This is a genomic window from Candidatus Pelagibacter sp. PS_41, assembly GCF_059417725.1.
This window is the reverse complement of sequence record NZ_CM182062.1, coordinates 612,341-631,191: the sequence shown is the minus strand read 5'-3', so window position 1 is coordinate 631,191 and position 18,851 is coordinate 612,341. Positions and strand designations below refer to the sequence as shown.

At 31.3% G+C, this 18,851-nt stretch carries 28 protein-coding genes; all 28 read left to right on the top strand.

The annotated features are described in order from the left end of the window. Position 1 precedes the first annotated feature (1 nt). The 28 genes from rpoC (at position 2) to rpsK (ending at position 18,850) form a co-directional block, all read left to right on the top strand. Positions 2-4,171, top strand: a complete 4,170-nt coding sequence (gene rpoC / locus AC5SL8_RS03475) for a DNA-directed RNA polymerase subunit beta' (RefSeq protein WP_494579014.1) — start codon at positions 2-4, stop codon at positions 4,169-4,171. A 172-nt stretch (positions 4,172-4,343) separates the two neighbouring features. After that, positions 4,344-4,715 (top strand): 30S ribosomal protein S12, encoded by a 372-nt coding sequence (gene rpsL, locus AC5SL8_RS03470; RefSeq protein ID WP_006996807.1) that lies wholly within the window; start codon positions 4,344-4,346, stop codon positions 4,713-4,715. Positions 4,716-4,720: 5 nt separating this feature from the next. After that, positions 4,721-5,191, top strand: a complete 471-nt coding sequence (gene rpsG / locus AC5SL8_RS03465) for a 30S ribosomal protein S7 (protein ID WP_494573598.1) — start codon at positions 4,721-4,723, stop codon at positions 5,189-5,191. A 6-nt stretch (positions 5,192-5,197) separates the two neighbouring features. After that, complete coding sequence (gene fusA, locus AC5SL8_RS03460; RefSeq protein WP_494579012.1) at positions 5,198-7,276, top strand: elongation factor G; 2,079 nt, start codon at positions 5,198-5,200, stop codon at positions 7,274-7,276. A gap of 5 nt (positions 7,277-7,281) precedes the next feature. Continuing rightward, a complete protein-coding gene (gene rpsJ / locus AC5SL8_RS03455; RefSeq protein WP_006996810.1) occupies positions 7,282-7,590 on the top strand; it encodes a 30S ribosomal protein S10 in 309 nt (102 codons plus the stop codon). Positions 7,591-7,592: 2 nt separating this feature from the next. Next, the gene (gene rplC / locus AC5SL8_RS03450) at positions 7,593-8,303 is read left to right on the top strand and encodes a 50S ribosomal protein L3 (RefSeq protein ID WP_494573600.1); all 711 of its coding nucleotides are present in this window, start codon (positions 7,593-7,595) and stop codon (positions 8,301-8,303) included. Continuing rightward, entirely contained in the window at positions 8,303-8,926 is a 624-nt protein-coding gene (gene rplD / locus AC5SL8_RS03445) for a 50S ribosomal protein L4 (RefSeq protein WP_494579010.1), read from the top strand. The genes rplC and rplD overlap by 1 nt, the downstream gene beginning before the upstream one ends. Position 8,927: 1 nt before the next feature. Continuing rightward, the gene (gene rplW, locus AC5SL8_RS03440) at positions 8,928-9,221 is read left to right on the top strand and encodes a 50S ribosomal protein L23 (protein ID WP_494573602.1); all 294 of its coding nucleotides are present in this window, start codon (positions 8,928-8,930) and stop codon (positions 9,219-9,221) included. A 3-nt stretch (positions 9,222-9,224) separates the two neighbouring features. Then, complete coding sequence (gene rplB, locus AC5SL8_RS03435) at positions 9,225-10,070, top strand: 50S ribosomal protein L2 (RefSeq protein WP_494573603.1); 846 nt, start codon at positions 9,225-9,227, stop codon at positions 10,068-10,070. Further along, on the top strand, positions 10,070-10,363 hold the full coding sequence (gene rpsS / locus AC5SL8_RS03430) for a 30S ribosomal protein S19 (RefSeq protein WP_494573604.1): 294 nt from the start codon (positions 10,070-10,072) through the stop codon (positions 10,361-10,363). Before rplB ends, rpsS begins: the two co-directional genes overlap by 1 nt. 2 nt (positions 10,364-10,365) lie before the next feature. Beyond that, positions 10,366-10,764, top strand: a complete 399-nt coding sequence (gene rplV, locus AC5SL8_RS03425) for a 50S ribosomal protein L22 (protein ID WP_494573605.1) — start codon at positions 10,366-10,368, stop codon at positions 10,762-10,764. Further along, positions 10,748-11,428, top strand: coding sequence for a 30S ribosomal protein S3 (rpsC, locus tag AC5SL8_RS03420; RefSeq protein WP_494579008.1), 681 nt, complete (start codon positions 10,748-10,750; stop codon positions 11,426-11,428). Before rplV ends, rpsC begins: the two co-directional genes overlap by 17 nt. A 2-nt stretch (positions 11,429-11,430) precedes the next feature. Next, positions 11,431-11,841, top strand: coding sequence for a 50S ribosomal protein L16 (gene rplP, locus AC5SL8_RS03415; protein ID WP_494573607.1), 411 nt, complete (start codon positions 11,431-11,433; stop codon positions 11,839-11,841). Positions 11,842-11,843: 2 nt separating this feature from the next. Beyond that, positions 11,844-12,035, top strand: coding sequence for a 50S ribosomal protein L29 (rpmC, locus tag AC5SL8_RS03410; protein WP_347186771.1), 192 nt, complete (start codon positions 11,844-11,846; stop codon positions 12,033-12,035). After that, positions 12,028-12,264 (top strand): 30S ribosomal protein S17, encoded by a 237-nt coding sequence (gene rpsQ / locus AC5SL8_RS03405; protein ID WP_494573608.1) that lies wholly within the window; start codon positions 12,028-12,030, stop codon positions 12,262-12,264. The genes rpmC and rpsQ overlap by 8 nt, the downstream gene beginning before the upstream one ends. After that, on the top strand, positions 12,261-12,629 hold the full coding sequence (gene rplN, locus AC5SL8_RS03400) for a 50S ribosomal protein L14 (protein ID WP_347186773.1): 369 nt from the start codon (positions 12,261-12,263) through the stop codon (positions 12,627-12,629). The genes rpsQ and rplN overlap by 4 nt, the downstream gene beginning before the upstream one ends. Continuing rightward, positions 12,629-12,877: a 50S ribosomal protein L24 gene (rplX, locus tag AC5SL8_RS03395; protein WP_347186774.1), complete on the top strand. Its 249-nt coding sequence runs from the start codon at positions 12,629-12,631 to the stop codon at positions 12,875-12,877. Before rplN ends, rplX begins: the two co-directional genes overlap by 1 nt. Then, positions 12,877-13,431 carry a 50S ribosomal protein L5 gene (gene rplE / locus AC5SL8_RS03390; protein WP_494579006.1) on the top strand — a complete coding sequence of 185 codons (555 nt, stop codon included), beginning with the start codon at positions 12,877-12,879 and terminating at the stop codon, positions 13,429-13,431. The genes rplX and rplE overlap by 1 nt, the downstream gene beginning before the upstream one ends. Positions 13,432-13,433: 2 nt before the next feature. Next, entirely contained in the window at positions 13,434-13,739 is a 306-nt protein-coding gene (gene rpsN, locus AC5SL8_RS03385) for a 30S ribosomal protein S14 (protein ID WP_494579004.1), read from the top strand. A gap of 10 nt (positions 13,740-13,749) precedes the next feature. After that, positions 13,750-14,145 carry a 30S ribosomal protein S8 gene (rpsH, locus tag AC5SL8_RS03380; RefSeq protein ID WP_347186777.1) on the top strand — a complete coding sequence of 132 codons (396 nt, stop codon included), beginning with the start codon at positions 13,750-13,752 and terminating at the stop codon, positions 14,143-14,145. Then, entirely contained in the window at positions 14,145-14,684 is a 540-nt protein-coding gene (rplF, locus tag AC5SL8_RS03375; RefSeq protein WP_494580785.1) for a 50S ribosomal protein L6, read from the top strand. Before rpsH ends, rplF begins: the two co-directional genes overlap by 1 nt. Beyond that, positions 14,684-15,040 carry a 50S ribosomal protein L18 gene (gene rplR, locus AC5SL8_RS03370; protein WP_494580784.1) on the top strand — a complete coding sequence of 119 codons (357 nt, stop codon included), beginning with the start codon at positions 14,684-14,686 and terminating at the stop codon, positions 15,038-15,040. Before rplF ends, rplR begins: the two co-directional genes overlap by 1 nt. Positions 15,041-15,042: 2 nt before the next feature. Next, positions 15,043-15,555, top strand: coding sequence for a 30S ribosomal protein S5 (gene rpsE, locus AC5SL8_RS03365; protein ID WP_494573610.1), 513 nt, complete (start codon positions 15,043-15,045; stop codon positions 15,553-15,555). Then, positions 15,555-16,013, top strand: a complete 459-nt coding sequence (gene rplO, locus AC5SL8_RS03360) for a 50S ribosomal protein L15 (RefSeq protein WP_494580783.1) — start codon at positions 15,555-15,557, stop codon at positions 16,011-16,013. The genes rpsE and rplO overlap by 1 nt, the downstream gene beginning before the upstream one ends. Before the next feature lie 10 nt (positions 16,014-16,023). Next, positions 16,024-17,304, top strand: coding sequence for a preprotein translocase subunit SecY (secY, locus tag AC5SL8_RS03355; RefSeq protein WP_494573612.1), 1,281 nt, complete (start codon positions 16,024-16,026; stop codon positions 17,302-17,304). 5 nt (positions 17,305-17,309) lie between these two features. Further along, positions 17,310-17,951, top strand: a complete 642-nt coding sequence (locus tag AC5SL8_RS03350; RefSeq protein ID WP_494580782.1) for an adenylate kinase — start codon at positions 17,310-17,312, stop codon at positions 17,949-17,951. 55 nt (positions 17,952-18,006) lie between these two features. Further along, positions 18,007-18,390, top strand: coding sequence for a 30S ribosomal protein S13 (gene rpsM / locus AC5SL8_RS03345; RefSeq protein ID WP_494573614.1), 384 nt, complete (start codon positions 18,007-18,009; stop codon positions 18,388-18,390). Positions 18,391-18,397: 7 nt separating this feature from the next. Further along, positions 18,398-18,850 carry a 30S ribosomal protein S11 gene (gene rpsK / locus AC5SL8_RS03340; protein WP_494573615.1) on the top strand — a complete coding sequence of 151 codons (453 nt, stop codon included), beginning with the start codon at positions 18,398-18,400 and terminating at the stop codon, positions 18,848-18,850. The last annotated feature ends 1 nt before the right edge of the window (position 18,851 follow it).

The window sequence follows — 18,851 nt, the reverse complement described above, 5'->3', positions numbered from 1 at the left end:
TATGAAAAAAGAATTAACAGATTTATTTAAAAATAGTGAAGTTTCTGAAGCTCAAAATTTTAATAGTATTAAAATTACTTTAGCAAGTCCTGAAAAGATAAAATCATGGACTTACGGTGAAATTAAAAAACCTGAAACAATAAATTATAGAACTTTTAGACCTGAAAAAGATGGTCTTTTTTGTGCTAGAATTTTTGGTCCGATTAAAGATTATGAATGTTTGTGCGGTAAGTACAAAAGAATGAAATTCAGAGGAATAATTTGCGAAAAATGTGGTGTTGAAGTAACAAAATCTAATGTTCGTAGAGAGCGAATGGGTCATATCAATTTAGCAACACCTGTTGCACATATATGGTTCCTAAAATCATTACCAAGCAGAATATCACTCGCAGTTGATATGAAGTTAAAAGAAGTTGAGAGAGTTTTGTACTTTGAAAACTTTATTGTAATTGAACCTGGTTTAACTGGTTTACAAAAAAATCAATTATTAAACGAAGAAGAATTAGCAAAATATCAAGATGAATTTGGTGAAGAAGCATTTGAGGCTGGAATTGGAGCAGAAGCAATTTTAACAATTCTTAAAGCGATGGATTTAGAACTTGAAAGAACTAAATTAATTAATTCAATTAAAGAAACAAAATCTAAAGTTAACGAAGAAAGATCAATTAAAAGACTAAAATTAATTGAGTCATTTATTGAAACTGGTCAAAAACCAGAATGGATGATTTTAACTGTAATTCCAGTTATCCCGCCTGAATTAAGACCTCTAGTACCTTTGGATGGAGGTAGATTTGCTACTTCAGATTTAAATGATCTTTATAGAAGAGTAATCAATAGAAATAATCGTCTAAAGAGATTAATGGATCTTAAGGCTCCAGACATTATTGTTAGAAATGAAAAAAGAATGCTTCAGGAGTCAGTAGATGCACTTTTCGATAATGGAAGAAGAGGTAGAGTAATTACTGGAACAGGCAAAAGGCCTCTTAAATCATTAGCTGAAATGCTTAAAGGTAAGCAGGGTAGGTTTAGACAAAACTTATTAGGTAAAAGAGTAGATTATTCAGGAAGATCTGTAATCGTCGTAGGACCAGACCTTAAACTTCATGAATGTGGTTTACCAAAAAAAATGGCTCTTGAACTATTCAAACCATTTTTATACGCTAGATTAAATAAATTAGGATTAGCATCAACAATCAAACAAGCTAAAAAGTTAGTTGAAAAAGAAACTAATGCAGTTTGGGATGCGTTAGAACTTATTGTAAGAGAACACCCAGTTTTATTAAACCGTGCTCCAACTCTTCACAGATTAGGTGTGCAAGCATTTGAACCTAAGTTAATTGAAGGTGATGCCATTGAGTTACACCCGTTATGTTGTGCAGCTTTTAATGCTGACTTTGATGGAGATCAAATGGCAGTTCACGTTCCATTAAGTTTGGAAGCGCAGCTAGAAGCAAGAATTTTGATGCTTTCTACTAATAATATTTTAAGTCCATCAAATGGAAAGCCTATTATTGTACCGAGTCAGGATATGATTTTAGGTTTATATTATTTGTCCCAAGCTCCTTTTCAAACTGAAAAACCAGATGGCTATTTTATAAATAATGATGAAATTGAACATGCTTTGTCTACAGGTCAAATAAAAGTTCACTCTACTATTGTTTCAAGATTTGAAACTCTTGATGAAAATGGAAATAAGAAAGTTGAAAAACACACTACAACTGCTGGAAGATTTTTATTAGCAAACTTACTACCTAAACATAAAGATATTACATTTTCAATGATTGATAGATTACTACCTAAGAAAACGGTATCTGAAATTATTGATAGCGTATTTAGATTTTGTGGTCAGAAAACCACCGTTATATTTTGTGACCACTTAAAAGATTTAGGCTTCAAACATGCATTTAAAGCAGGGATTTCTTTTGGTAAAGATGACTTAGTTATTCCAGAAAACAAAGGTCAATTAATTGAAGATACCAAAAAACTAATTGCTGATTATGAAAATCAATATTCTGAAGGTTTGATTACTCGAGGTGAAAAATATAACAAAGTAGTTGATGCCTGGTCTAAGTGTACAGATAAAGTTGCTGGTGAAATGATGAGAGGTATCTCTGCTACTGAAAGTACTGCTGACGGAATGAAAATTAATTCTGTATTTATGATGGCAGATAGTGGTGCGAGAGGATCTGCAGCTCAAATGAAACAGTTAGCTGGGATGAGAGGATTAATTGCTAAGCCATCTGGTGAAATTATTGAGACACCCATTATATCAAACTTTAAAGAAGGTCTAACAGCCTTAGAATACTTTAACTCTACCCATGGAGCTAGAAAAGGTCTGGCAGATACTGCATTAAAAACAGCAAGCTCTGGTTATCTAACAAGAAGATTGTGTGATGTTGCTCAAGACTTAACAATTTCAAAAATTAAATGTGATGATCCAGGTTTTATTGAATTAGCAGAAATTCTTGAAGGTGGAAATGTCGTTGTCAGTTTATCTGAAAGAGCTCTTGGAAGGGTAACAGCATTTGATGTTAAAAATCCTATTACTGGTGAAGTTGTAATTAAAAAAGAAACAATGATCGATGAAGCTGGTTGCGATAAAATTGATGCAGCAGGGGTTAAATTTATTAAAGCATACTCTGTTATGACTTGTAGCTCTAAAAAAGGTGTTTGTGCAACTTGTTATGGACGTGATTTATCTAGAGGAAAAATGGTACATGTGGGTGAAGCAATTGGTATGATCTCAGCTCAATCTATTGGTGAACCAGGCACGCAATTAACAATGAGAACTTTCCACGTCGGAGGAACAGCTTCTGTTAAACAAGAATCGCAAATCATTACTAAATCAGCGGGTACTTTAAAAATAATTAATTCTAACTTATTAGAAGACTCTAAAAAGAATTTGATAGTAATGGGAAGAAATACTCAGTTATCAATTGAAGATGATAATGGCGTTCAAGTTGCTGTTTATAAAGTCGCTTATGGTTCAAAATTATTTTTCCAGAATGGAGATAAAGTTAAAGCAAATGAAAAAATTTGTGAATGGGATCCCTATACAACACCAGTTATTGCTGAAAAAAGTGGTATAGCAGGTTATGTTGATTTAATTGACGGTGTTTCAATTCAAGAAACTACTGATGATGCAACAGGAATTTCATCTAAATCAGTTATTGATTGGAGAGCTCAATCTAAAAATACTGATTTAAAACCAAGAATTACTTTAAGAGATGACAAAGGTAATGTTATTAAAAAAGCTGATGACAATGAAGCCAGATATTATTTAGTTCCAGACTCAATTCTTTCAGTGAAAGATGGTCAAAAAATATTTGCTGGTGACATAATAGCTAGACTTCCAAAGGAAACTACTAAAACAAAAGATATTACAGGAGGTCTACCTCGTGTTGCTGAATTATTTGAAGCTAGAAAAGCAAAAGATAGTGCAATAATTGCAGAGAATGATGGCCAAGTTTTATTTGGTAAAGAAGTAAGAGGAAAACAAAGAATTTCTATTCAACCTGAAAATGGAGAACCTTCAAACTATCTAATTCCAAAAGGCAAACATATTAATTTCAACCAAGGTGAAAAAATTAAAAAAGGTGAGTATCTTTTAGACGGACAGCCATTACCACATGATATTTTAAGAATACTTGGTATAAAAGATTTAACAGAATACTTTGTTAACCAAGTACAAGAAGTTTATAGGTTACAAGGTGTAATTATAAACGACAAACATATTGAAACGATTCTAAGACAAATGCTTAAAAAAGTAGAAGTTAAAGAGTCTGGTGACTCGACTTATTTACCAGGTGAGATGATAGATAGAATTAAATTTGATAATACAAATGAAAAGCTTGTTGCTGAAGGAAAAAATCCAGCAACTGGAGAAAGAGTTTTAATGGGTATTACTAAAGCATCTTTACAAACAGAGTCTTTTATATCAGCGGCTTCATTCCAAGAAACTACAAGAGTTCTTACAGATGCGGCTATTAAAGGTAAAGTTGACCCACTTAATGGCTTAAAAGAGAACGTTATTGTTGGTAGATTAGTTCCAGCTGGAACAGGTCACATTAAGAACAAATGGAACAAGAATGCTTTAGAAGCAGATAATAAGTTCTTGGCCGATCAAGATAAAATTGAACCAACAGAACCCACTGAAACTCAGGCAAACTAAACAAAATAACACTCTTCAAAAGCAGTTTTTAGTTTGACAAACTAGAATTAAATAGTAGTTTGGCGATGTTTTTGGTTGGAATGTAGTACCTACTTTATGGAACTAAACGCTGCCACAAAATAACCTGTCAGTTATTTTCATTCAAAAATATATTAATTAATTAAAAAAATTTATGCCAACTATTAACCAGTTGTTAAGAAAAAAAAGAATTAAACCTGTTGCTAGGAACAAAGTTCCAGCTTTGCAGAAGCAGCCTTTAAAAAGAGGTGTTTGTGTAAAAGTTTATACAACAACTCCAAAAAAACCTAACTCAGCATTAAGGAAAGTTGCAAGAGTTAGACTATCAAATGGTTTCGAAGTTACTGCTTACATTGGTGGCGAGGGTCACAATCTACAAGAACACTCTGTTGTATTGATCAGAGGTGGTCGTGTAAAAGATTTACCAGGTGTACGTTATCATATTCTAAGAGGAAACTTAGATACCCAAGGTGTTGCAAATAGAAAGAAGCGTAGATCTTTGTATGGAACAAAAAAAGGTAAATAATAGATATGTCTAGAAAAAAAACACAACCTAAAAAAGTCGTTACTCCAGACCCGATATTTAATTCTACAATTATTCCAAAACTAATAAACTCAATTATGTATGATGGAAAAAAAGTTGTAGCTGAAAAAATAGTTTATGAAGCAATAGAAAAAATTAAATCAAAAACAAAAGAAGAGCCAATTAATGTTTTTAATGAAGCAATTAATAACATTAAACCTACTGTAGAAGTTAGATCTAGAAGAGTTGGTGGCGCAACATATCAAGTGCCAGTTGAAGTAAAATCAAAAAGAGCACAAGCTCTGGCAATTAGATGGTTAGTTGATGCATCTAGAAAAAGAAAAGATAAACAAATGTCTGATAAAATTTTTAACGAACTGTATGATGCTTATGAAAAAAAAGGTTCTGCAGTTAAAAAAAGAGAAGATGTTCACAAAATGGCTGAGTCAAATAAAGCATTTGCTCATTTCAGGTGGTAAAAAATTATGGCTAGAACACATACTTTAGATAAATACAGAAATATTGGCATCATGGCACATATTGATGCTGGAAAAACTACTACTACAGAGAGAATATTATACTACACTGGTAAAAGTCACAAAATTGGTGAAGTACATGATGGTGCTGCAACAATGGACTGGATGGAACAAGAACAAGAAAGAGGAATAACAATTACCTCTGCCGCTACAACTTGTTTCTGGAACGATCATAGAATTAATATTATTGATACCCCTGGCCACGTAGATTTTACTATTGAAGTTGAAAGATCTCTTAAAGTTTTAGATGGAGCTGTTTGCGTTTTTGATGGTGTAGCAGGTGTAGAACCTCAATCAGAAACTGTTTGGAGACAAGCTGACAAATATAAAGTTCCAAGAATATGTTTTGTTAATAAATTAGATAGAACAGGTGCTGATTTCTATAGATGTGTTGAAATGATTAAAGATAGACTAGGTTGTACGCCTCTACCTATTCAAATTCCTATTGGTATTGAAGCAGATTTAGTAGGTGTTGTAGATTTAGTAAAAATGAAAGCACAAATTTGGAAAAATGAAGCTCTAGGTGCAGAGTGGGAGTACAAAGAAATCCCTGATGATTTAAAAGAAATTTCTCAAAAATATAGAACAGAATTAGTTGAGTTGGCTGTTGAGCAAGATGAGAAATTAATGGAAGCTTATTTAAATGGTGAAGAAATTAAAGAAGAAGATTTAATTAGATGTATAAGAAAAGGTACATTAAATTTCACTTTTGTACCAATAACAACTGGCTCTGCTTTTAAAAATAAAGGTGTACAACCACTTCTTGATGCAACAATAAATTATCTTCCAAGTCCAATTGATATTGGATCAATTAAAGGTACAAAACCTGGAACAGAAGATGTTTTAGATATGAAGTTCGATGATAAAGAGCCATTTTCTGCGTTAGCTTTTAAAGTTGCTAACGATCCATTTGTTGGATCTCTTACATTTATTAGAATTTATTCTGGTACAATTAAAACTGGTACAGCTGTATATAATACATCCAAAGACAAAGAAGAAAGAGTTGGCAGGATGTTATTAATGCATGCAAACTCTAGAGAAGATATCAAAGAAGCTAATGCTGGAGATATAGTTGCTTTAGCTGGTCTTAAATATACTATTACAGGTCACACATTATGTGATGAAAGCAATCCAGTATTACTTGAGCCAATGGAATTCCCTGAACCAGTAATAGAGATTGCAGTTGAACCAAAAACAAAAGCTGACCAAGAAAAAATGGGTGAAGCCCTTGGTAGATTGGCGGCAGAAGACCCTTCATTTAGAGTTACCTCTGATGAAGAGTCAGGACAAACTATTATTAAAGGTATGGGAGAGTTACATTTAGATATTATTGTTGATAGAATGAAAAGAGAATTTAAAGTTGAAGCAAATGTAGGTGCTCCTCAAGTTGCTTATAGAGAAACTTTACAAAATCCTTCTGAATTTGAGTACACTCACAAAAAACAAAGTGGTGGTGCGGGACAATTTGCAAAAGTTAAGCTTTTAGTAGAACCACAAGAACCTGGTTCTGGAAGATTAGTTGAAAGTAAAATTAAAGGTGGAGCCATTCCTAAAGAGTTTATTCCAGGTGTTGAAAAAGGAATTGAAACAATTTCTGATGGTGGAATTTTAGCTGGATTTCCAATGATTGATTATAAAGTAACAATACTTGATGGTTTGCACCACGATGTTGACTCAAGTGTTTTAGCTTTTGAATTAGCTGGAAGAGCTTGTTTTAAAGAAGCCTGTACAAGAGGAACTTTAAAACTATTAGAACCAGTAATGAGAGTTGAAGTTGTAACTCCTGAAGATTATATGGGTGATGTTATTGGAGACCTAAATAGTAGAAGAGGTCAAATTAGCACCCAAGAGCAAAGAGGAAATGCCACAGTTATTACAGCAATGGTACCTCTAGCTAATATGTTTGGTTATATTAATAGCTTAAGATCAATGTCACAAGGTAGAGCTCAATATTCAATGTTTTTTGACCATTATTCTAAAGTTCCACAAAACGTTCAGGATGAAGTAACTAAAAAGATTGCAGGCTAATCATTATGGAAAAACAAAATATAAGAATTAAATTAAGAGCATACGATAATAAAATTTTAGATGCTTCTACAGAAGAAATTGTAAACACTGTAAAAAGAACAGGTGCTACGATTAAGGGTCCAATACCTTTACCAACTAGAATTGAAAGATATACAGTTTTAAAAGGTCCTCATATCGATAAAAAAAGTAGAGAACAATTTGAAACAAGAACGCATAAAAGATTAATAGATATTATAGAACCAACACCTCAAACGGTTGAGGCTTTAATGAAACTTGATTTAGCATCAGGTGTTGATGTGGAGATTAAAATTTAATTATGAGTGAAATTGCATTAATTGGAAAAAAAATTGGTATGACTAGGGAGTTCTATAAAACAGGAAGACTAGTACCTGTTACAGTCATTAAGATGGAAAAAGCAAGAGTCATTCAAGTAATTAACGAGGATAAACGTGGATACAAGGCAGTGCAACTTGGTTTTGGTAAAATTAAGGCTTCAAAACTTACTAAGGCAATGAAAGGTTTTTATGCTAAAAAAAATACAGAAGCCAAAAAGAAATTAAAAGAATTTAGAGTAGAAGATACTGAACAGTATAAAGAAGGCAATGAGTTTGGATTAGAAATATTTAATGAAGTAAAATTTGTTGACACCACATCTAAAACTATTGGTAAGGGTTTTGCCGGAGCAATGAAGAGACATAATTTTGGTGGATTAAGAGCTACTCACGGTGTTTCAGTCTCTCACAGATCTCATGGTTCAACTGGTCAAAGACAAGATCCAGGTAAAGTTTTTAAAGGGAAAAAAATGGCTGGACATATGGGCGACAGGTTAAGAACTATGCAAAATTTAGAAATCGTTAAAACCGATTTAGAAAATGAATTATTATATTTAAAAGGTTCAATTCCTGGATCAAAAAACACTGAAATTTTAGTTAAAAAATCAGTTAAAGTTATTAATAAAATGACTATTAATGAAAAAATTGTTGCTGCAGAAGAAGCTAAAAAAACACCGGATAAAAAGAAAAAATAATGAAAATTAATAAAATAAATTTAGACGGAAAAAAAGTTTCTATTGAAGTTTTAGACCAAGTCTTTGGAGCTAAAATAAATAAGAAATTAGTTGATAATGTTTTATTTAAAACTAATGCCAATTACAAGGGAAGACACGCAAAAACCAAACAACAAAATGAAATTACTGGATCTACCTCTAAAATTTATGCTCAAAAAGGAACTGGTGGTGCTAGACATGCCAGTAGAAAAGCACCTATTTTTGTAGGTGGTGGTGTTGCTCATGGTCCAAAAGGAGAGCTGGCTTACAAAAAAAGAAAATTAAATAAAAGTGAAAAAAAACTAAGTATTGCTTCATTGATAACAGAAAAAAATAAATTAAATAATCTTTTAATCTTTAATGATTTTGGAAGTGAGATTAAAAAAACAAAAGAGATGAATTCAATAATTAAGAAATTTGAAATTACAAACTCATTAATTGTTTTAGATAAATTATCTAAAGAAAAAATAGAAAAATCTGTAAGAAATATTCCAAATGTTAAAGTTACAGATATCAATCATTTTAGTGCTTTTGATATAATGAAATTTAAAAAAGTAGTCTTTACTGAAAGTTCAGTTAAAGAACTAGAAAAGAGATATTCGTAATATGGACAAGATACATCTATACGATAAGATTTTATCACCGATGGTTACTGAAAAAACCACAAATTTATCTGAGCAAAATAAAATTGTGTTTAGAGTGCCACGTGCTGCAAACAAAACAAACCTAAAAAAAAATATTGAAAAAATCTTTAAAGTGAATGTAACAAAAATAAATATTATCAATAAACAGAATAGATCTAAGGTAACAAGAGGCAAAAAAGTTAATGTCCAAGGTTACAAAAAAGCAATAGTAACACTTAAAAAAGGTCAAAGTATTGACCTAACAACAGGAATTTAAGAAATGGCATTAAAAACTTTTAAACCATATACAAAATCAACTAGAGGAACAATTTTAGTTGATAGAACTGGACTATGGAAGGGAAAACCTTTTAAAGCTTTAGTAGAACCAAAAAGTTCTATGCGTGGAAGAAATAATAATGGTCACATAACTTCTCGTAATATGTCAGGTGGTGGACATAAGCAAATGTATAGAGTTGTAGATTTCTACCGAAAAAAAATTGATATGCCAGGTACTGTAGAAAGAATTGAGTATGATCCAAATAGATCTTGCTACATCATGCTTGTTAAGTTTGATGATGGACAACATTTTTACTATTTAGCCCCTCAAAAAATTCAAGTTGGAGATAAAGTTGAAAATGGTCCTGAAAAAGAAATTAAAGTTGGTAACTGTATGCCACTAAGAGATATTCCAGTAGGTATAAACATTCATAATGTTGAATTAAAGCCCGGAGCAGGTGGAAAAATTGCAAGATCTGCAGGAACTTCAGTTACAATCAGCGGTCTAGATGGAAATTATTCATTAATTAAGATGACCTCTGGAGAAGTTAGAAAAATTGACTCAAGATGTATGGCAACTATTGGGGTACTTTCAAATCCTGATCAAAAAAATATAAAGATAGGTAAAGCTGGTAGATCTAGATGGCTTGGTCGAAGACCACATACTAGAGGAGTTGTGATGAACCCAGTTGATCACCCTCACGGTGGTGGTGAAGGTAAAACAGCAGGTGGAAGACACCCTGTATCACCTACGGGTCAGTCAGCCAAAGGATTAAAAACAAGAGATAATAAGAGTACCGATAAATTTATTGTAAGAAGAAGAAATAATAGGAAGGATTCTAAAAAATAATGTCTAGATCAGTGTGGAAAGGACCATTTGTTGAAGAAAGCTTGATCAAAAAAGTTGAAAAACAAAAATTAGATCCAAAAAAAATGCCTATTAAAACATGGTCAAGAAAGTCTACAATTATTCCTGAATTTGTTGGAGTAAGCTTTTTAATTTACAATGGTAAAAAATTTATTCCTGTAACGATATCAGAAGATATGGTTGGACATAAACTTGGTGAATTTTCTCCAACAAGAACATTTTTTGGACATACACCAGCTGATAAAAAAGCAAAACCAGCTGAAACGAAAAAATAATTATGAGTAAGACAAAAAAAATTAATAAATTAAAAGAAAACACTGTTAGATCAGTTAATAACAACATCAGATCTAGTGTTAGAAAACTAAATCCAATTTTGAAAGCTATAGTAGGCAAAAAAGTTGATGTTGCAATTCGAGAACTTCAATTTTCTGCTAAAAGAATTACTAAAGAAATCAGAAAAACAGTTTCATCTGCAGTTGCAAATGCGGAAAATAATAATCAATACGATATAGATAAACTAATAGTAAAAGAGGCATATTGTGGAAAAAAAGTTGTTATGAAAAGGTTTAGACCAAGAGCCAAAGGAAGAGCAGCTCCGATTTTGAAACCATATTCAACAGTTACTATAATTTTATCAGAAGCAAAAAAAATGGAGAGTCATGGGACAAAAAGTTAATCCAGTAGGTTTTAGACTTGGTGTGAATAGAGGATGGGACTCTGTTTGGTATGCAAAAAAGAAAGATTTTGGAAATTATTTAATAGAAGATTTTAAAATAAGAGAATATATCAAAAAAAATGTAGTTAATTCTGGTGTTTCAAAAGTTATGATCGAAAGAACATCAAACAAATGTTACGTTACCATTTATACTTCTCGACCAGGTTTTGTGATTGGTAAAAAAGGTAGTGATATTGATAAAATTAAAAACAATTTATCAAAATTTACTAGCAATGAAGTTACTCTAAATATTAAAGAGGTAAAAAAACCTGAAACTAATGCATATTTAGTTGCAGAAAATATTGCTCAACAACTTGTTAAAAGAATTTCATATAGAAGAGCAATGAAAAGAGCTATGCAATCCTGTCTAAGATTAGGAGCAAAAGGAATTAAAGTATCTATTAGTGGGAGATTAGGTGGAAATGAAATTGCAAGAACTGAATGGTTAAGAGATGGAAGCATTCCTTCTCACACTTTAAGAGCTGATATTGATTATGCTGAAGCTGAAGCACTAACGACTTTTGGGATTATTGGTATCAAAGTATGGATCTATAAAGGAGAAGTTTTTGCTAAAGAATTTAGCCAAGAAACAAATAAAACAGTACCAAAAGAGGTTAAAGAATAATTATGCTACAGCCAGTTAGAACAAAATACAGAAAAGCGCATAAAGGAAGAATTCATGGTACTGCAACACGTGCAAGCAAAATAAATTACGGATCATATGCTTTAAAAGCAATGGCCCCAGAGAGAATTATTGGTAAACAAATTGAAGCTGCTAGAGTTGCTTTAACTAGACACATGAAAAGACAAGGTAGAGTTTGGACGAGAATTTTTCCAAATATTCCTGTTTCAAAAAAACCTGTAGAAGTACGTATGGGAAAAGGTAAGGGTGCACCAGAATATTGGGCTTGTAGAGTTAAGCCGGGCAGAATTTTATTTGAAATTGATGGTGTTTCAGAAACTATTGCTAAAGAAGCGCTTTACAAAGCTTCAGCAAAATTACCAATTAAAACTAAATTTATTAAAAGATTTGTATAAAAATGAAAAAACAAGAAATTAAAAAATTATCAAAAGATGAAGTTATCAAGAATATTGATAAATTAAAAAAAGATTTATTTAATTTTAGATTTCAAAAAATTAACTCACAAGTTACAAATCCATCTAAAATAGGACAGACTAAAAAAACTATAGCAAGATTAAAAACTATACTAAAAGGAAAGCTAAATGCCTAAAAAAATATTAACAGGAGTGGTAACTAGCGATAAAGCCAATAAAACTATAACTGTTTCAGTTGAAAGAAAATATTCACATCCCGTATTAAAGAAAGTTGTTAAAGTAAGAAAAAAATACAACGCTCATGATGAAAAAAATAAATATAAAATTGGAGACACGGTTTCAATTATTGAAAGTAAGCCTTTTTCAAAAAATAAAAAGTTTCAAGTAATGGATGGATCTAAATGATACAAGTACAAACAGAATTATTAGTAGCTGATAACACTGGTGCAAAAAGAATTGAATGTATCAAAGTTTTAGGTGGTTCTAAACGTAGATATGCAAGCATTGGAGATACCATTGTAATTGCTGTTAAAGAAGCTTTACCAAAAGGTAAGGTAAAAAAAGGATCAGTTCATAAAGCTGTAGTAGTAAGAGTTAAGAAAGGCATTCATAGAGATGATGGGTCTAAAGTTAGATTTGATAACAATGCAGCTGTTCTAGTTGATGACAAAGGTGAACCTGTTGGCACAAGAATTTTTGGTCCTGTAACAAGAGAATTAAGAAATAGAGGTCAAATGAAGATTATTTCATTGGCTCCAGAGGTTTTATAATGATTAAAAAAGGTTTAAAAGTGAGAATTTTAACTGGAAGAGATAGAAAAAAAGAAGGTGAAGTTATAGAAATTGATAGACCTAATAATAGAGCAAAAGTTCAAGGAATTAACATTGTTAAAAAACACGTCAAAACAACAAAAGAAAAAAAAGGTGGAATAATTTCTAAAGAGAGCTTTATTCATTTATCTAATTTAAAACTTGTTGATGACAAATCGAAAGCAAAAAAAATTGAGGCTAAGAAATAATGACACCTAGATTAAAAGAACTTTATTACAAAGAAATCCAGCCAAAGTTAAAAGAGCAGCTTGGTTTTAAAAACACTTACATGGGTCCAAAATTACAAAAAGTAGTTATAAATATGGGTCTAGGTTTAGATGGTGCGGATGCAAAAATTATGAAATCTACTGAAGAAGATTTAGGAAAAATTGCTGGCCAAAAACCAGTTGTTACTAAATTTAAAAAATCAGTTGCAAATTTTAAGACAAGAAAAGGCACAAATGCAGGATTAAAAGTTACGTTAAGAGGTAACAAGATGTATGAATTTATAGATAGATTAGTGAATATTGCATTACCTAGAATTAAAGATTTTAGAGGCTTATCACCTAAGGGTTTTGATAAGTTTGGAAATTATACTTTTGGCATCAAAGAACATATAATTTTTCCTGAAGTTAACTTTGATAGAATTGATAAAATTAGAGGTCTTGATATTGTTGTCGTGATTTCTGCGATAAGTAAAGAGCATAGTTTTGCTCTACTAGAAAAACTTAATTTCCCGTTCATTAAAAAAGGAGATAATTAAAAATGGCAAAAGTAAGCGCAATTAATAAAAATAATAAGAGAATTAAACTTTCTGATAGGCTTTATAAAAAGAGACAAGCTTTAAAGAAGATTGTAATGGATAAGAAAATATCATTAGAAGAAAGATTTAAAGCTCAACAAAAATTATCAAAGTTACCACGTAATTCTGCAAAAAGTAGAGTTATGAATAGATGTCAAATTACAGGTAGACCGCATGGTGTTTACAGAAAATTAAAAATATCAAGAATAGCCTTAAGAGACTTGGGACTGCATGGATTAATTCCTGGCATGACTAAGTCCAGTTGGTAGAAAGGATAATATGAGTTTAAGTGACCCAATTGGGGATATGATTGCAAGAATAAAGAACGCCCTACTGAGAAACCATAAAAAAGTATCACTGCCTTCTTCTAACTTTAAAGTTAAGATTGCAGATATTTTAAAAAGTGAAGGCTTTATAAAAGATTATAAAATTGAAACAGATGATAAAAAACCAACATTATCTGTTGACCTTAAGTATTACTCAGGAAATCCAGTAATTAGCACTTTTGAAAGAGTGTCTAAACCAGGAAGAAGAATTTTTTCTAGTGCTGATAGCTTACCAAAAATTAATGGTGGTCTTGGAATAGCAATTGTATCAACACCAAAAGGTGTAATGACTGATATTGAGGCGAGAAAACAAAAAGTAGGTGGCGAAATTATTTGTAAGGTATTTTAATGTCTAAAATTGGTAAAATAAGTATTTCAATCCCAGAAAAAGTAAAAGCAGTTCTATCTGGCAATGTTTTGAACATAGAGGGGCCATTAGGTAAAAAATCGTTAAACGTTGATTTAGATATGTTTAATGTAGATATTGCTGAAGGCAAAGAAATATCAATTAAACCAAAAAAATTAGATCAAAATTCAAAAAGATTATGGGGTATGAATAGAAGTCTGATAAATAATGCAGTAATTGGTTCAAGTACAGGCTATGAAAAAACACTTGAGCTTGTAGGAGTTGGTTATAGAGCTGCCCTTAAAGACAAACAGCTAAATTTACAGCTAGGTTACAGTCATGATATAAACTTTGATATCCCTGAAGGTATTAAAATTACTGTAGAAAAACAAACTATAGTTAAAGTTAGTGGATCAGACAAACAACAAGTGGGAATGGTTGTTTCAAAAATAAAATCTTTTAGAAAGCCAGAACCTTATAAGGGCAAAGGTATAAGAGAAAAAGGACAGTATATTTTAAGAAAAGAAGGAAAGAAAAAATAATGAAATTAAACACAATTCAAAGAAAAAAGTTTAGAGTAACTGGAAAGTTAAAAAAAGTATCTTCTCCAGACAGATTAAGATTGAGTATTTCTAGATCTGCGAATAATATTTCAGCTCAAATTATTGATGATACAAAAAATATAACTGTGGTCTCTTGCTCATCTGTAGAAAAAGATATCAGGGCAATGGATAAAAATAACAAAACTGAAATTTCAAAAATTGTAGCTGAAAAATTAGCAAAAAAAGCACAAGAAAAAAAGATAACAAAAATATATTTTGATAGAGGAATATATAAATATCACGGTAGAGTTAAGGCTTTTGCTGATACTTTACGTAAAAATGGAATGGAATTTTAATTATGGATTTTAAAAATAAGAACGATGACGGTATCTTAGAAAAATTAGTTCACATCAATAGAATTACAAAAGTTGTAAAAGGTGGACGTAGATTTGGTTTTTCAGCGCTTGTGGTTGTTGGAAATCAAGCAGGAAAAATTGGTATAGCTCACGCAAAAGCAAAACAAGTACCTGATGCTATAAAGAAAGCTAATGAAACAGCACGTAGAAAATTAATACATATTCCACTTAGAGAAGGAAGAACTATCCACCATGATGTTTATGGCAAAGATGGTGCTGGTAAAATTGTTTTAAGATCAGCTCCTAAAGGAACTGGTATTATTGCCGGTGGACCTGTTAGGTCTGTGTGTGAGGTTTTAGGTATAAAAGATATTGTTGCAAAATCTATGGGAACATCTAACCCACATAATATGATTAGAGCAACAATGAAAGCTTTATCAAAACAAAATTCACCAAAACACATAGCAACAATTAGAAATAAAAAAATTTCTGATGTAATTGAAAAAAGAGGATAATGAGCACACTTAATACAACGGGAAAAGTTACAAAGAAAAAAATTAGAGTAGGTAGGGGTATTGGATCTGGTAAGGGTAAAACATCTGGAAGAGGTGTGAAAGGTCAAAAGTCAAGATCTGGTGTAGCAATAAAAGCTTTTGAAGGTGGACAAATGCCTTTATATAGAAGGCTGCCTAAAAGAGGATTTAATGCAATTAAAAGATACCAGGCAGCAATTGCAATTATTAATTTAGAAAAAATTCAATCATTTATTGATGAAAAGACTATCAATTCAGGTGATGTTATTAACATAGCTTTATTAAAAAAATTAAAATTAATTAATAAAAACTCAGATAAATTAAAAATCCTTGGTACAGGAGAGATCAAAGATAAAATAAATATTGAAGCTGATTTAATCTCAAAGTCCGCAGTAGAAAAACTTGAAAAAGCAGGTGGATCAATACAGTTAAAAAAATAATTAAGATATTATGAGTGCATCTTCTCAAACTAATGATCTTAAAAATCGAATAATTTTTACAATATTTATTCTAGCAGTCTACAGATTTGGTACATTTGTACCTCTTCCAGGTATTGACCCAGATCAATTGCAGGTAATGATGGATGGTAATCAAAAAGGGTTGCTAGGCATGTTTAATGTTTTTGCAGGAGGAGCCGTTAGTAGAATGGCTATATTTGCATTAGGAATAATGCCTTATATTTCCTCATCTATTATTGTTCAGTTGTTAACTGGTGTTTCTGATTACTTTAAGCATTTGAAATCTCAAGGTGAGACGGGTAGAGCAAAAATTACTCAAATTACAAGATACGGAACTGTTTTGCTTGCTACAATTCAAGGTTACGGGTTATCGATTGGTCTAGAGTCTTCACCAAACTTAGTTATAAACCCGGGTCTATTTTTTAAAATAACTACTGTTTCAACTATTGTTGCTGGCACAATGTTTTTAATGTGGTTAGGTGAGCAAATTACACAAAGAGGGATTGGAAACGGTATCTCATTAATTATTTTTGCTGGTATAGTTGCTGAAATACCAAGAGCTTTAGTTACTACTTTTGAATTAGGTAGAACAGGAGCTGTTTCAACATTCATGATTATAGCAATATTTGTTTTATTAATTGCCACAATAATGTTTATCGTTTTTATGGAAAGAGCATTAAGAAAAATTCTTATAAACTATCCAAAAAGACAAATGGGGAATAAAATGTATGGTGGAGAGTCTTCTCATTTACCTTTAAAGATAAACCAAGCTGGAGTTATTCCTGCTATTTTTGCTTCTGCTTTATTGTTATTACCAGTGACTTTTTCAGGATTTAGCTTTTCTGACAATGATACATTTTTAAATATAAGTTCTTATTTTACACAAGGTCAGCCTCTTTATATGATCTTATATGCTTCAGGAATAATATTTTTTACTTTTTTTTATACCTCAATTACTTTTAATCCGACTGAGACTGCAGATAATTTAAGAAAATATGGAGGGTTTGTTCCTGGAATTAGACCTGGTGAAAATACAGCATTATATATTGAAAAAATTATAACAAAACTTACAACAATAGGCGCTCTTTATTTAACATTAGTCTGTTTAATGCCTGAGTTTTTAATTGCAAATTATCCAATACCTTTTTACTTGGGTGGAACATCAATCCTAATTGTTGTTGTTGTAGCAATTGATACCGTAACTCAAATACAAACTAGATTAATGAGTTCTCAATACGAGCAATTAATAAAAAAAACAAAATTCGGTAAGTAAAAATCGTGAATATAATTTTATTTGGACCCCCAGGTGCTGGAAAGGGGACTCAAGCACAGTTCATTGTAAAGGAGCATAATTATTTTCAATTATCAACGGGTAATTTATTAAGAAATGAAGTTAAGCTAAATACTGAACTTGGAAGTGAAATTGAAGAACTTATTTCAAACGGAAAATTTGTTTCAGATGAAATAGTGAATAAATTGCTGAAACAATCAATTACTAATTTAAAATTTAGAGATAGAATTATATTTGATGGCTACCCAAGAAATGTCGAGCAAGCAATTAATTTAGAAATTATATTGAATGAATTTAATCAATCTATAGGTCATACAATATTCTTAAATGTTTCAAGAGATATTATTGAAAAACGTATTATGGGAAGAATGACCTGTGATATATGCAATATGACTTTAAACGTTTATTTTAACAAAAAAGAAATTGAATTACATCCCTGTGGTGCTGAACATTTAAAAAAAAGAAAAGATGATAATTTAGAAGTGGTCATCGCAAGATACGATACTTATATGACGGCTACAAAACCTGTATTAGATTTTTATATTAAAAATTCAAATTTCACAGAAATTGATGGAGCAGATGAAATTGGTCAAATTACCAATAAAATTAATGATATTCTTAAGGTTTAAGACGTTGACTTTGGAACATCTTCTTATATAAAAGGCTAAATTTATTCTCAAAAATATGGCTCGTATAGCAGGTGTAAATATTCCGCAAAACAAACTTGTTCACATAGGACTTACCTATATCTATGGTATTGGTGATAAGTTTTCTAATCAAATTTGTACATCACTTGAAATTCCCAGAGAAAAAAGAATTAATGAACTTACTGACGAAGATATTCTAAAAATTAGAGAATATATTGACTCAAACTTTAAAGTAGAGGGTGACTTAAGAAGAGATTATTCTTTAACTATAAAAAGATTAATCGATCTTGCTTGTTACAGAGGGTCTCGTCACAGAAAAAAACTTCCTGTTAGAGGGCAAAGAACAAGATGTAATGCAAGAACAAGAAAAGGTAAGGCGATCGCGATTGCAGGAAAAAAATTAACACCACTTAAAAAATAATTTATTTATGGCTAAAGTTGACAAAGTTGAAAATAAGGATGCTGTTGTAGAAAAAAAAGCTGATAAGAAATCTAAAAAAAGCTCATATTCTAAAAAGAAGAAGATAAAGAAAAATATTCTTAATGGTATTGCTTATGTGCAATCAACATTTAATAATACAATAATATCAATCGCAGATACTAATGGTAACGTTATTTCATGGGCTTCGGCAGGACAAAAAGGATTTAAAGGTTCAAGAAAATCAACTCCATATGCTGCACAAATTGCTGCAGACTCTGCCGCATCTAAAGCTTTAGAGTACGGAATGAAAACTTTATCAGTTGAGGTTAAAGGACCTGGTTCAGGAAGAGAAACTGCTTTGAGAGCTTTACAAGCAAGAGGTTTTAAAATTCTTTCAATTAAAGATACTACACCAATGCCACATAACGGCGTAAGACCACCAAAAAAAAGGAGAGTTTAAT

Coding starts and splice junctions, on each gene's coding strand:
- rpoC (WP_494579014.1), top strand. CDS start 2: ATGAAAAAAGAATTAACAGATTTATTTAAAAATAGTGAAGTTTCTGAA.
- rpsL (WP_006996807.1), top strand. CDS start 4,344: ATGCCAACTATTAACCAGTTGTTAAGAAAAAAAAGAATTAAACCTGTT.
- rpsG (WP_494573598.1), top strand. CDS start 4,721: ATGTCTAGAAAAAAAACACAACCTAAAAAAGTCGTTACTCCAGACCCG.
- fusA (WP_494579012.1), top strand. CDS start 5,198: ATGGCTAGAACACATACTTTAGATAAATACAGAAATATTGGCATCATG.
- rpsJ (WP_006996810.1), top strand. CDS start 7,282: ATGGAAAAACAAAATATAAGAATTAAATTAAGAGCATACGATAATAAA.
- rplC (WP_494573600.1), top strand. CDS start 7,593: ATGAGTGAAATTGCATTAATTGGAAAAAAAATTGGTATGACTAGGGAG.
- rplD (WP_494579010.1), top strand. CDS start 8,303: ATGAAAATTAATAAAATAAATTTAGACGGAAAAAAAGTTTCTATTGAA.
- rplW (WP_494573602.1), top strand. CDS start 8,928: ATGGACAAGATACATCTATACGATAAGATTTTATCACCGATGGTTACT.
- rplB (WP_494573603.1), top strand. CDS start 9,225: ATGGCATTAAAAACTTTTAAACCATATACAAAATCAACTAGAGGAACA.
- rpsS (WP_494573604.1), top strand. CDS start 10,070: ATGTCTAGATCAGTGTGGAAAGGACCATTTGTTGAAGAAAGCTTGATC.
- rplV (WP_494573605.1), top strand. CDS start 10,366: ATGAGTAAGACAAAAAAAATTAATAAATTAAAAGAAAACACTGTTAGA.
- rpsC (WP_494579008.1), top strand. CDS start 10,748: ATGGGACAAAAAGTTAATCCAGTAGGTTTTAGACTTGGTGTGAATAGA.
- rplP (WP_494573607.1), top strand. CDS start 11,431: ATGCTACAGCCAGTTAGAACAAAATACAGAAAAGCGCATAAAGGAAGA.
- rpmC (WP_347186771.1), top strand. CDS start 11,844: ATGAAAAAACAAGAAATTAAAAAATTATCAAAAGATGAAGTTATCAAG.
- rpsQ (WP_494573608.1), top strand. CDS start 12,028: ATGCCTAAAAAAATATTAACAGGAGTGGTAACTAGCGATAAAGCCAAT.
- rplN (WP_347186773.1), top strand. CDS start 12,261: ATGATACAAGTACAAACAGAATTATTAGTAGCTGATAACACTGGTGCA.
- rplX (WP_347186774.1), top strand. CDS start 12,629: ATGATTAAAAAAGGTTTAAAAGTGAGAATTTTAACTGGAAGAGATAGA.
- rplE (WP_494579006.1), top strand. CDS start 12,877: ATGACACCTAGATTAAAAGAACTTTATTACAAAGAAATCCAGCCAAAG.
- rpsN (WP_494579004.1), top strand. CDS start 13,434: ATGGCAAAAGTAAGCGCAATTAATAAAAATAATAAGAGAATTAAACTT.
- rpsH (WP_347186777.1), top strand. CDS start 13,750: ATGAGTTTAAGTGACCCAATTGGGGATATGATTGCAAGAATAAAGAAC.
- rplF (WP_494580785.1), top strand. CDS start 14,145: ATGTCTAAAATTGGTAAAATAAGTATTTCAATCCCAGAAAAAGTAAAA.
- rplR (WP_494580784.1), top strand. CDS start 14,684: ATGAAATTAAACACAATTCAAAGAAAAAAGTTTAGAGTAACTGGAAAG.
- rpsE (WP_494573610.1), top strand. CDS start 15,043: ATGGATTTTAAAAATAAGAACGATGACGGTATCTTAGAAAAATTAGTT.
- rplO (WP_494580783.1), top strand. CDS start 15,555: ATGAGCACACTTAATACAACGGGAAAAGTTACAAAGAAAAAAATTAGA.
- secY (WP_494573612.1), top strand. CDS start 16,024: ATGAGTGCATCTTCTCAAACTAATGATCTTAAAAATCGAATAATTTTT.
- rpsM (WP_494573614.1), top strand. CDS start 18,007: ATGGCTCGTATAGCAGGTGTAAATATTCCGCAAAACAAACTTGTTCAC.
- rpsK (WP_494573615.1), top strand. CDS start 18,398: ATGGCTAAAGTTGACAAAGTTGAAAATAAGGATGCTGTTGTAGAAAAA.